The sequence below is a fragment of the Streptomyces lydicus genome, from assembly GCF_004125265.1.
In the GTDB taxonomy this organism is placed as follows: domain Bacteria; phylum Actinomycetota; class Actinomycetes; order Streptomycetales; family Streptomycetaceae; genus Streptomyces; species Streptomyces lydicus_C.
In genome coordinates this window covers 3674262-3685495 of sequence record NZ_RDTE01000003.1, presented here as the reverse complement: position 1 = coordinate 3685495, position 11234 = coordinate 3674262, and the positions used below count along the sequence as shown (strand labels likewise).

The following is an 11234-nucleotide window of genomic DNA, read 5'->3' as shown; positions in this document are numbered from 1 at the left end:
TACTGCGTGGGGCGTGTGACGTCAGCGTTCGGTCGTGGCCGGGCGTTCGCCCGTGGGAACCGATGGCTGAGGGGTTGTCCCGTCGAGGAGCCGGGTGAGGGTGACCGGGGTCAGTCCCGCGGCGCGCAGGCCGTCGAGCACGCGTGGCAAAGCGTTGGCGGTCTGTGGGGCGTTGGGTCCCCCGAGGTGCATGAGGATGATGGAGCCGTTGGTCGCCCGGTCGAGGGTCTGTTCGACGATCTTGTCGGCGGAATCGCAGAACGCGTCGCCTGACACCACGTCGAAGTCCACGACCGTGACGGCCGCCGGCGCGATGGTGCGCAGTGCCGTCTCGTCGTAACAGCCACCGGGAAAACGGAAGTAGCGGGTGTACCGCGGTGTCGTTTTCCGGAGGTGTTCGATCGGCCGGACGACTTCTTCGAGCATCTCCTCGGGGGGCGCGTATCCGAGGGTGAAACACTTCCTCCGGAAAGCACGGTGGGTCTGTGAGTGCGTCGCCAGCTCGAACAGCTCGTCAGCGGCCAGATAGCGGGTTTCGGCCGGGTATTCCTCCATCCAGAGGCCGGTGAGGAACATCGTCGCGGGCACATTCGCCCGCTGGAGTTCCTTGACCACCTGCATGTTGGCGTACGAGGCGACCTCGCCGGACGCGAGGCGTTTGCGCATGTGCGCCGTGAGGTCCGCGTCGAATGTCAGCGCCACCTCGCGCCTGGTGCGAGAGCCGTGCCGCACCACCGGGGGAAGGGAGTCGGGAGCTGACCAGCCCGGCGTGCTCTCGTCGTGAGTGATCGGTGTCACCGCTCAGCGCCTCCGGTCGTACACCGGAAGTCGAAGCCGCCGGTGGAACTCGGCCTCCCGGTCGTCGTGCAAATAGCGCACCATCTTGACCTGCGGGCCCCACCGTTCGTCGACGTTGTAGCCCTCTATGGTGAATCCCGCGCGGAGTTGCAGAATGATGATGGCCCTGTTGTTCGGGTGGTGTTGGGATGTCAGCCGTTCGTACCCCAACGCCTTGATGTATGCGAGGAAATGCGGGTAGAAGTGCTCGGTAATTCCAGTGTGGCGATACTCGGGGACGATACCCACGGTGCGCACGTAGAACGTCTCGTGGTCCTCCACCTCCCCGGTCAGCCAGCCGGCCACGGACCCTTTGCCGTCCCGGAGAAGCAGGTATTCCCGGTGTATGTCGTCGCGCTGCGCGCGAATCCGGTCGACCGCCTCGCGACGTTCTGGCGGTACGGCGAAGGAGCGCTCGGATTCCGGGAAGACGCTGTCGTATATCCGTCCGGTCTCCGCCCTGAAGTGAGCGGCATCGGTGCAGACGGTCACCTCGGCATCGATGTCGGGTAGTGCAAGTGGGAAAAACGCATTGCGTGTGTGATTGAGATGGTGCGTGAACGACATGGCGACAGGTTACGACCAGGCATCCGGCGATGGGCAGTCCATGTCGGTGCGGGCGACGTCTTGTGTTTGGCGCACCGTCAGGTCGTTGACGAGGCGGGGCGGCCGAAGCCAACACACGTACACCAAGGCGTTGTTGCTGAAACTTGTCGTGCCTGGGTGGAACCTACCGGCGCTGAAATACATGAAAACAGGTGAGGCTGCCGACGCACCCTCGATGACCGGAGTCTCCCGACGCCTGAGGAACCATGCACGCAACTGGCCCCACATTCGCCGTCACCGTCCGCGATTCATCCCGTCGTTGTGAAGCGAGAGCCGCCCGGGCAATGCGCGATCTGATTCCCATGACCGCCGCCTGATCGTGGTGAGTATGCTTTCGCGGCGGCCGGGAATGAAGGGGAGCAGCCTGTTCTCTTTCCGGAACAGCAGGCTCTTCTTCATCGGCCAACTGATATCCCAGATCGGCTCCAGCATGCAGGTGGTGGCGCTGGGCTGGATCGCACTGCGACTGAGCCACAACGGCTTTGTCCTCGGAATCGTCACCGCCGCACCCATCTTCGCCATGCTGGTCGCGGGACCGTTCGGCGGCTTTGTCGCCGACCGCCTGCCCGCGCGTCCCGTACTGATCGGGACCAGTGCGGCGCTGGGGGGCCTGTCGGCAGTGCTCGGCCTGCTGGCCTCGCACAACGCACTCACCGTGTGGCAACTCATCGTCAGTGCGCTGCTCGTGGGCGCGGTGAACGCGGTGGCGGTGCCCACCACTCAGGTGTTCGTGTCCGAGATCGCGGCGGACAGCCATCTGCGCCAGGCGATCACCGTCAACAACGCGATACTGGACCTCTCGGTGGTGGTGGGGGCCGCGCTGGTGGGGCCCGTGATCGGATGGCTGGGCACGGCCGGAGTGATCTCGGTGAACGCCGTGTCCTACGTCGCGGTGATCGCGGCGCTGCTCTTCATGCGGCCCGGAGAACTGCACGAGCGGCAGAAGGCGCCCAAGGAGCGGGCGCAGTTGTGGCGCGCCGTGGGGTACCTCGCACCGCGGCGCGATCTCCTCCTGCTGATGGCCATCACGGCGGTGGTGAGCGTTTTCGCGACCAGCCTTCCGCCGTTGCTGCTGCTCCTGTCGGACCAGCTCGGGAAAGGGGCGGACACCTACGGCACGCTGCTGACCGCCATCTCGGTCGGTGCGCTCACCGGAGCCTGCGCCATGTGGCGGGCCAAGCCCGCGCTCGGCACCGTGCTGGTCGGCACCCTGCTGCTCGGTGTCCTGGAGTCGGCAGCAGGGGCGATGCCGACCGTCGTCACGCTGATCGCGGTTCTCTTCCCGATCGGAGTGATATCCGTGGTCCTGCGAACCGCCTTGCTCACTCTGGCGCAGCTGTGGACCGACCCCGAACTCCGGGGCCGTGTGCTGGCGCTCTACCTGTCGGTCTACCGAGTCGGCTGGCTGCTGGGCACGTTGACGTCGGGTTGGCTGGCACGCCTCTGGGGACCCCGAGCCGTCCTCGGCCTCAGCGGGGGCGCCGTGGCCGTCACCGTGCTGGTCATCGGCATCGCCCTTGTGATGGCCCGCGCCCTGTCGGTCACGCGCACCGCCACGGGATTCCGGCTCGTACTTCCGAGACCAACGGCAACTCTCGTCGGCCCTGCCACAGCCCGGCCGACACAGGACAATCTATGAGGAAACCGTGCACATAACCTATCTGCTCGCGGCCGGCTCCAACTCGATCTACGACGGGAAGCACAAGCAAGGCGGGCGGTACCACACCTACGGCCAGCACAGCTTCATCCTCGACCTGCTCGGAGTCATGGGCCGGGAGGGGCACGACGTCCGCCTCGTGGTCGACGACCTGCGCAACTTCCCCCTTGTGCCGATGCTCAGGGGCACAGACTCGATCTCCGTGACCGAGGACGTCGGGCCGCCGGGTGAGACCGATCTGATCCTCGTCGACGAGGACGCCGAAGTGATGCTCCGTCAGTTTCCCGCCTCGGTCCCCGCTTTCCGTGTCGTGCACCATCCGGGCCGCCGTTCGTCGGACTACGTCGTCTCGCGCTGCGAACGCTTCCTCTGCATGACGGAGAACGCGCTCACCCTTCAGGAGGCATATCTCCCTGCGGGAAAGGCGGCACTGGTCCGCCAGGGCGTGGATCTGGACCGCTTCCCGGAGGTCCCCCGCGCGAGCGCTCCGGAACGGCCCCGGGTACTCGTCTACTGCCGGATGGATTCGGGACGTGAGGCACTGGTCGGCCAGGTCATGGAGAACCTCGACCGGGCCGGTCTCCTCGTCTACGCGGCGGGTGACGGACCGGGCTTCTGGGACATCAGCGACCGCTTCGGCAGCGAGATTATTCTGATCAACCACGTGCCCTGCCACTCCATACCGAATCTGCTGGGCGAAATGGACGTGGTCGTCTCACTCGGCCGTGGCGCCATGGAGGCGATGGCGACGGGAATACCGACCATCTGCGCGGGCTACGGCTATGCCGGCCTCGTCACCGAGGACAACGTCGACGCCCTGATGCACTACAACCTCACCGGCGCGCACTGCGGTCAGGACGCCACGCAGGTCATGACGGACGTCCGGAACGCCTTGCGGACCGACCGTCGTGAGGTGCGCCTGCTGGCCGAGAAGCACCTGTCGGCCGAGGGTTTTGTGAACGGCGTGTGCGATCTGTACGCGCAGGTGCGGTCTTGAGGGATGTCCCGGTGGGGCGTGGGGCGTGGGGCGTGGGGCGCGGGGCGGCCCATCCGCGAATGTTCTGCCGATCCGGGCGCCTGGTGCGGGAAGGGGGATCTGCACCGTGCCGGCCGCCGGATTGACTCCTGGGATTCGCCAGTGGGCTTGAGGCACCGCACCGGCCGGGGCTTCCGTTTCACTGCTGGGGCAGCCCTTAGTGTCAGTCGGCCACGCCCAGGTCTTCGCGCATGATCCGGCGCATGGTGGTGAGGGCGGGTTCGGCGGCTTTGAGGTCGAGGAGGGCCTGGTCCGCGCTTTCGCCCTCTCGGGAGAGGCCGCGGTCGATCCGTTTGGCGGTGGCGTCGATTCCGGCCAGGACGACGTTCAGCTCGCGGGATGCCGTGAGTACCGCTTCGGGGACGATCATCTGGGCCTCGGCGTAGCGGTCCCGGTAGTCCCGTCGCGCCTCCTCGACCTGGGCACGGTCGTCGTCGGTGTAGACCCCGTCCCGCAAGCGGTGCAGGGCGTCCTTCAGCATGGTGTGGAAGTGGCGGGAGGCTCGGTTCATCGCGGTGTACGCGGCACGTCGCTCCTCGAAGAGCCGCCTGCTCTCCTCGGTTCGGAGCTCCTGCGCTCGCTGGCGCTTCGTCGCCCCTATGGCGACCAAGGGGGCCAGGAGTGTGCCGAGCACTCCGACGATGGCAGTGATCATGGCGGCTGTCGTGGCACCCATGCAGGTGACCCTACGGGCCGGTTGACCTCGGTGGGTCCCGGATTCATTCCCGGATTCACTCCCGGACCTCATTCCCCGATTCGGCGACGGTGGCAGGTTCGGGGGGCGTGTGGGGGGATGCGGCGGAGCACCCGGCCACGACACGTCGCGTCGTGGCCGGGTGCTCGCTGACCGGCGCGGATGTGTCCGGGGCCGGCCTTCCTTGATGCATGGCGACGGTCAGGGGCTCTGGTTCTCGTGGTGGAGGACCGCCGTCGCGGATGCCTCCGGCCGGCCGGGTGTCCGCTCCGGTTCCGTGCCCGGCTGTCGTTCGGGCGCCGGGCGCGGCGCGTCCGCCGGTCCTTGCGGTGGCCGCTGCGCGGTGGTGCGCATCAGGGCGGCGCACACCAGCAGGAGTGCGAGTGCGGGCAGGGCGATGGCCACGGCGAGTCCGGGGAACTCCGGGTCGCCGCCCAGTCCGGTGACTCCGGTGTAGGCGGCGCCGGACGCCATCTGCAGGGCGAAGAACAAGCCGGAGGCGGCGCCCGCGTGTTGACCGTCGTAGCGCATCATCCCGGCCTGGCAGGTCGGGAACATCGCTCCGACGCCCACCATGCAGAACGCCATGGGGACGACCAGGCTCAGCGGCTCGTCCGGCCAGATCCGCACGCTGACGGACATCACGAGCGCCGCGGCCGCCGCCACCGAGGAAGCGAGCCGGGCGACCAGCTCCAGGGAACGCACCCGGCCCAGGCGCTTGGCCACGCTGCTCCCCGTCACGTAACCGGCGATCACCAGTGTGTACAGGGCCCCGTACTCGACGGGGGAGGCGCCGAGGCCGACCTGGATGGCGTGGCTGGAGTAGGTGGTGAAGGTGAAGTACGCGCACCAGGCGAGGCTGATGGCGGCGGCGAAAACGGTGAAATCCCGGTTGCCGAGGATGCGACGGTAGGCGGTGAGGGGACCTTCGGAGGGGGTGCGGGGCGGGGTTTCCGGTGCAGGCGCTGGTCCCGCTGCCGGTCCCGCTGCCAGTCCCTTGCCCCGTTCCGCTGCCGGTCCCTTGCCCGGTGCCGGTCCCGGCGTCTGACGTCCACCGGCCGTCTGCGGCCTGTTGCGCGGCTTGTCGGAGGGCAGCAGGAACACGGCGCCCACGAGGGTGGCGACGCCGACCGCCGTCATGCAGACGAACAGCACGCGCCACGAGGCGTACTGCACCAGCAGGCCCGCGAGCGGCGGCGAGACGGCGGGGGTCACCGCGATCACTGTCGTGAGCGCGGTGAGCACATTGAGCCGTTCCCGTTGCGGCAGGTCCTTCTGCACCCACAGCCGGGCGATGACCGTGCCCGCGCCGGCGCCCAGGGCCTGCAGGACCCGGCCGGCGATGAAGACGGCAACGTTCGGGGCCAGCAGGCAGAGTGCGGAGGCGCCCGCGAACAGGGCGAGGGCCGCCAGCTGGGTCCGCTTGGCTCCGTACCGGTCGGCCAACTGGCCGGTGACCAGCATGGAGATGGCGTACGCCGCCATGTAGCCGACCATCGAGCGGCTGAGGTCCGACTCGCCAGCGCCGAAGTGGGCGCCGATCTGCGGGATGGCCGGAACGAAGGCGGCGAGGGCGAGTTGGGGCACACACACCAGTGACATCAGGCACAGGGTGAGCCCGCGGGAGAGGCGGATGTCGGTCATCAGACCGCCTGCAGGGCGTACCGGTCGGGCTCCCGGTCGTGCTCGTCGACGCTGTACCGGGCGACCCGCGCCGCCTGCCGGGCGACGTACTCCATGGAGCTGGAATGGAAGTGGACGCCCGAGGCCAGGTCGCCGACCACATGGAAGCCCGGCCGGGGGGTGCCGTCCGGACGCAGGGCACGGTTGCTCTCCGGTTCCACCTGGATGCCCCCTGCCGGGTGCGCGGCCACCAGGGACCGGCGCGCGAGGTCCCGCAGAAGGGAGCCTTCGGGGGCGGCGGTGAGGTCGTTGGTCCGGCCGACGGCGTTGACGACCCGGTCGTACCGCTCGGTGGAGCCGTCGGCGTACGAGGCCGTGAAGCCGCCGCCCGGTTCGCTGCGGACCGCGGTGACACCGCGCCGGAAGCCGGCGTCCCCCGCCTCGGCGAGGGCGACCAGCTTGCGCGCGTTCACCGGTGGCATGGGGTTTCGCAGGCAGGCGAAGGCGCGGTGGTGTCTTCGCAGGAAGGCGCGCTGTTCGCCCGGTGGCAGCGCACGCCAGAGCGCGGAGTACGCCGGGGTGAGTGCGGTGACGCAGCGCTGGAGCAGGCCCGCGGGGCCGGGGTCCGCCAGCCGCGACCGCAGCAGCTCCGCCGCGGGCCACCGCTCCGCGTACGGGCGCACCGCGTCCCGCAGGCTGGTGCCGTGGTCGCGGAGCGAGGAATCGATGAGGGTGTAGATGTCCCGGAGCGTGACGGCACCCCGGGAGGCGAGTTCCAGGCCGCCGAAGGAGTGTTCCGGATCGTCCCAGCGCGAGACCGGACTGGATCTCACATCCGGTACGAAGCCGGAGCGGGAGGCCAGGGTGACCCCAACGCCCTGTTCGGTGAGCACGAGCGCGCTGTCGACGGCCGTCAGCCCCGTGCCCAGGACCAGCACCCGGTCCGCGGGATCCACGCAGGCCAGCGACGGTGCCAGGGGGTAGGGCTGGGCGATGAAACCTGGTGCGTCGGCCAGGCCGAAGACGTCGACGGGAGGCAACGTGCCGACCGCCAGGATCACGCTGTCGGCGGTGAAGGTCATGCCGTCCGCGGTGGTGATGGCGTAGGCGGCCGGGCCTTCGGCGGCCCTGCCGGTCCCGGTGGCTCCGGCAACCCCGGAAACCCCGGCGGCCTCGGTGGCCTCCGTGACCTCGGCGATCCCCGTGACCGAGCTGCGCACGGTCGTCACCCGGGCGCCGAGGTGTTCGAGATCGTCGCAGGCCCCGGCGAAAACCCCCTCCAGGTAGTGGCCGAAGGCGGCGCGGGGGGCGAAGGCCGAGGCGGCCTTCCAGTCCAGGGGGATGGCGGTGGAACGCAGCTGCTCCGCGGAGCGATTGAGCCATCGGCGGAACTGGCCGGGATCGTTGTAGTCCACGGACATGGCGGACAGCGGACGGTTTAACAGGGCGGCGTGGGTGTCGCGCGCGTAGGCGACGCCCGGACCGAACCGGTCCGTCGGGTCGAAGACATGGATGTCCGCGGCGAACTCCCGGCTGTCGGCGGAGAGTTCGCGGGCGCAGGCGGCAAGGAAGGCGGTTCCGGCGGCACCACCGCCTATGACGGCGATGACGGGGCGAGATGTCACAGAAGCCTCCAGCGAATCATGAAAAGCAGCAGGTCGGCGATCGCGACGGCGCGCCACGGGCGTCCCTCCCGATCAAGGCCGGTGGGGGCCGGTGGGTTTCATGAAGCAAGGAGTACGGGGCTGTTCGCGGACGCTCGCGTCGGCCCGTGCCGGGCCGGTGTTCCCCGGACCGGTCCTTCCGTACCCGGGTGCCGAGATGACGGCGCACCCCGCCCGCAGCGGTTCTCCGCACACGTCATGGGTGCCGCCATTCCAGGAACGGCGGCACCCGGTGGTTCTCCCCCGGAACCGATGCACGGCATCGGCCAGGCGGGCGACCGGCCGATGTGGCTGATTCTAGGCAGCCGATCGTCGATCGCCATCCGAATTTGGCGTTCCAGGTGGCTCAAAGATGCCATTGCGGCGATTCTGAGCCACTTATGGCCAAATTGCAGTGCAGGGGCGGTAGTTGACCATCTGAGTGGAGCCTTGGCTTCCGTGCGGCCGGGTCTTTCCGGCTGTCGCGGGGCTCTTTCGACGGGCTTGCGCCCCTGCTTCCGTCGGCTCTCCTGTCTGTCAGTTCTCCTCTCCGTCAGTTCCCCTGCCCGTCGGCCCGGTGATCCCCGTCGGCCCGGCGGTCTCAGTCGGGCCGATCCCCCCCGCCGGCCCGGCGGTCTCAGTCGGCCCGATGGCCCTCGTCGGTCCGGTGGGCGCGCGGCTCCAGCGGCGTGAGTACGCCCAGGCGCTCCTCGATCCGCTGTGCCGCGTCCAGGCACCGGTCCTCGCGGTACATCCCCGCCACGACCTGGACGCCCTGCGGCAGGCCGGCCGCGAGACCGGTGGGTACGGCCACGGCCGGCACCCCCACGTACGTGGTCGCGGTCAGCAGGCGTATCGGCGACATCATCGCGTCGCGCTCCTCCGGGGTCCGCGGTATCACCGGCTCCGGTGCCGGCTGCGTGGACACCGGTCCGAGCAGCAGCGGGAAGTCCTCGAAGAAGCGGGCCCACGCGCGCTGTACGCCGAGGCGCACCCCGGTCTGCCGCAGGTACTCCTCCAGGCCGACGGCCGGGTGACGCTGGATGTCCATCTCGATATGGCGGGCGCTGTCGTCGGTGAGCAGTCGCCTGAGCATGGGCCAGGCCAGGCTGAACTCGGCCCGCAGGAGCGCGCCGTAGCCGTCGAGGGCGTCCTGCAGGCGTGGCACCTCGACCTCCTCGACCGGGTGCCCGGCGTCCTCCAGGGCGGCGGCCGCCTTCTCGATCGCCGCGCGCACGTCCGGGTGGACGTCGCCGTGGCCGCCGGGGTCGGTCACCACGCCGACCCGCAGCGGCGCGTCCGGCCGCGGTCCGTACAGCGGTGCCGGGACCGCCCGCGGGTCCTGCCAGTCCGTGCCCGCCAGCACCTCGTATGCCGCTCGCAGGTCCGCCACCGACCGGGCCAGCGGCCCGTCTACGGGGAAGAGCTGGTGGCCCAGGACCGGCTCATGATCGCTCATCCGGTGGTCGGCCGGGAACCGTCCGTAGCTCGGTTTCAGCGCCGCGACGCCGTTGAACGTCGCCGGGTTGCGGACAGACCCGCCGGAGTCGTTGCCCAGGCCCAGCGGTGCCATGCCGGTGGCCACCGCGACCGCGTCGCCGCCGCTGGTGCCGCCGGGAGAGCGCTGCGGGTCCCACGGGTTGACGGTGTCCCCGAAGAGCTGGCTGACCGTGTGCACTCCGGCGAGCGCCAGGTCGGGCATGTTGGTGCGGCCGACCGGAATCGCCCCGGCCGCGCGCAGCCGCCGCACCGGGGGAGCGTCCGACGGCGCCACCCAGTCGCGGAAGTGCGGGACGCCGTGCGTGGTCGCCGAACCGGCGACGTGGATGTTCTCCTTCACCGTGAACGGCACCCCGGCCAGCGGGCCCAGCCGTTCCCCGGCGGCCCGGCGCCGGTCGGTCTCCCGCGCCGCCTGCAGGGCGCTGTCCTCCAGCAGCCGGGTCACCGCGTTCACCTGCGGGTTCACCGCGACGATCCGCTCCAGGTGCGCTTCTACGGCCTCCGCCGCCGACACCTCTCCCCGGGCCACCAGCCCCGCCAGCTCCGACGCCTCCAGCGCCCACAGTTCCGTGGTCGTGCCCATCGGACCCTCCCTTCGCTCAGTCAGTGACGATGCAGGCTTAAGATACAGGTCTGTATTTGGATGCAAAACTGAATATCAAATCGGAGCGGGCCGTAGGATGCCGTCGTGACACCCGAACGCAAGCGACTGACCCGCGAAGAGAGCCGGCAGCAGACCCGCGGCCGTCTGCTGGACGCCGCCGCCGAGCTGTTCACCGAACGCGGTGTCAACGGCACCTCCGTCGAGCAGATCGCCGAGCGCGCCGGCTACACCCGCGGCGCCTTCTACGGGAACTTCGAGGACAAGAACGCCCTCGTCGCCGAGCTGCTGCAGCACCGCACCCGCCGCGAACTGGACGAAGTCGGCGCCCTCACCCAGGGCGCCGCCTCCTTCGCCGATGCCCTCGACAAGCTCCGGGCCTGGAACCGCGACCGCGCCGGGCACCTGCCCGCATGGCTCGCCCTGCGTATGGAGCTCGTCCTGCACGCGATGCGGAACGAGGAACTGCGGCCGCTGCTCGCCGAACGTGAACTCCTCGCCCGCGACGCCCATGCCGCCGGCCTGGAGCGGGCGTTCGCCGCCCGCGGGGTCGAGTCGCCGGCGGACCCCGCGTTCCTCGCCCTGATCGTCCACGCCTTGGAGGACGGTCTGCTCATCCAGCGACTGCTGGCCCCCGCCGGCATCCCGGACGACGTCGTCGTCGACGCCTTCGACCTGCTCCTGCGCTCCTGGACCGCGTTGGCGCAGCATCCGGGCGGGGAGGGCGGCGACGGCCAGGATCCGGCGGGGAAGGGCGGCGACGGCCAGGATCCGGGGTCAGGACGGGGCTGACCGGTGTGGGGACGGAGCGGAAGATTCGTCCGGGAGCCGTTGGGATGGTCCCCTTCGGGAGCTGATGCCGGGGATCAGACCTCCCACTCGGCGGGGAGGGTGCGGTAGCGGCACAGGGGGGAGCCCCGGCGCCGGGGCAGCACATAGGGCAGCACGCTGCCGTGCGCCACGTCGAAGAAGACGCCGGCCGGGCTCACCAACAGTGCCACCACGAGCAGTTGGGCCACGGTGAGGAGGTGCAGGAA

Annotated in this window: 10 protein-coding genes; 3 read left to right on the top strand and 7 right to left on the bottom strand. The window is 69.8% G+C overall.

Annotation, left to right across the window (positions count from 1 at the left end):
- Nucleotides 1-21: 21 nt before the first annotated feature.
- Both D9V36_RS18480 and D9V36_RS18475 read right to left on the bottom strand, forming a co-directional pair.
- On the bottom strand, nucleotides 22-798 hold the full coding sequence (locus D9V36_RS18480; RefSeq protein WP_206739690.1) for a polysaccharide deacetylase family protein: 777 nt from the start codon (nucleotides 796-798) through the stop codon (nucleotides 22-24).
- Between the two features lie 3 nt (nucleotides 799-801).
- Nucleotides 802-1404 (bottom strand): GNAT family N-acetyltransferase, encoded by a 603-nt coding sequence (locus D9V36_RS18475; RefSeq protein ID WP_129294766.1) that lies wholly within the window; start codon nucleotides 1402-1404, stop codon nucleotides 802-804.
- Nucleotides 1405-1792: 388 nt separating this feature from the next.
- Between D9V36_RS18475 and D9V36_RS18470 the strand changes: the two genes are divergently transcribed.
- Nucleotides 1793-3082, top strand: coding sequence for an MFS transporter (locus tag D9V36_RS18470; protein WP_164992975.1), 1290 nt, complete (start codon nucleotides 1793-1795; stop codon nucleotides 3080-3082).
- 7 nt (nucleotides 3083-3089) lie between these two features.
- The gene (locus D9V36_RS18465) at nucleotides 3090-4097 is read left to right on the top strand and encodes a glycosyltransferase (protein ID WP_129294764.1); all 1008 of its coding nucleotides are present in this window, start codon (nucleotides 3090-3092) and stop codon (nucleotides 4095-4097) included.
- Nucleotides 4098-4299: 202 nt separating this feature from the next.
- On the opposite strand, the gene D9V36_RS18460 is transcribed toward D9V36_RS18465, so the two are convergent.
- The 4 genes from D9V36_RS18460 to D9V36_RS18445 all read right to left on the bottom strand — a co-directional run bounded on the left by D9V36_RS18460 (nucleotide 4300) and on the right by D9V36_RS18445 (nucleotide 10179).
- Nucleotides 4300-4812 (bottom strand): hypothetical protein, encoded by a 513-nt coding sequence (locus D9V36_RS18460; RefSeq protein WP_129294763.1) that lies wholly within the window; start codon nucleotides 4810-4812, stop codon nucleotides 4300-4302.
- Between the two features lie 219 nt (nucleotides 4813-5031).
- The gene (locus D9V36_RS18455; RefSeq protein WP_129294762.1) at nucleotides 5032-6474 is read right to left on the bottom strand and encodes an MFS transporter; all 1443 of its coding nucleotides are present in this window, start codon (nucleotides 6472-6474) and stop codon (nucleotides 5032-5034) included.
- On the bottom strand, nucleotides 6474-8078 hold the full coding sequence (locus D9V36_RS18450; protein ID WP_164992974.1) for an FAD/NAD(P)-binding protein: 1605 nt from the start codon (nucleotides 8076-8078) through the stop codon (nucleotides 6474-6476). The genes D9V36_RS18455 and D9V36_RS18450 overlap by 1 nt, the downstream gene beginning before the upstream one ends.
- A gap of 655 nt (nucleotides 8079-8733) precedes the next feature.
- The gene (locus D9V36_RS18445) at nucleotides 8734-10179 is read right to left on the bottom strand and encodes an amidase (protein ID WP_129294760.1); all 1446 of its coding nucleotides are present in this window, start codon (nucleotides 10177-10179) and stop codon (nucleotides 8734-8736) included.
- Between the two features lie 105 nt (nucleotides 10180-10284).
- Between D9V36_RS18445 and D9V36_RS18440 the strand changes: the two genes are divergently transcribed.
- A complete protein-coding gene (locus tag D9V36_RS18440; protein ID WP_129294759.1) occupies nucleotides 10285-10989 on the top strand; it encodes a TetR/AcrR family transcriptional regulator in 705 nt (234 codons plus the stop codon).
- 74 nt (nucleotides 10990-11063) lie between these two features.
- Here D9V36_RS18440 and D9V36_RS40960 read toward each other — a convergent pair whose 3' ends face one another.
- The gene (locus D9V36_RS40960) at nucleotides 11064-11216 is read right to left on the bottom strand and encodes a hypothetical protein (protein ID WP_164992973.1); all 153 of its coding nucleotides are present in this window, start codon (nucleotides 11214-11216) and stop codon (nucleotides 11064-11066) included.
- Nucleotides 11217-11234 lie beyond the last annotated feature (18 nt).

Bases quoted from the DNA above. Each gene is read 5' to 3' on its own strand.
- D9V36_RS18445 (WP_129294760.1), bottom strand. From the start codon at position 10,179: ATGGGCACGACCACGGAACTGTGGGCGCTGGAGGCGTCGGAGCTGGCG.
- D9V36_RS18470 (WP_164992975.1), top strand. From the start codon at position 1,793: ATGAAGGGGAGCAGCCTGTTCTCTTTCCGGAACAGCAGGCTCTTCTTC.
- D9V36_RS18475 (WP_129294766.1), bottom strand. From the start codon at position 1,404: ATGTCGTTCACGCACCATCTCAATCACACACGCAATGCGTTTTTCCCA.
- D9V36_RS18460 (WP_129294763.1), bottom strand. From the start codon at position 4,812: ATGGGTGCCACGACAGCCGCCATGATCACTGCCATCGTCGGAGTGCTC.
- D9V36_RS18455 (WP_129294762.1), bottom strand. From the start codon at position 6,474: ATGACCGACATCCGCCTCTCCCGCGGGCTCACCCTGTGCCTGATGTCA.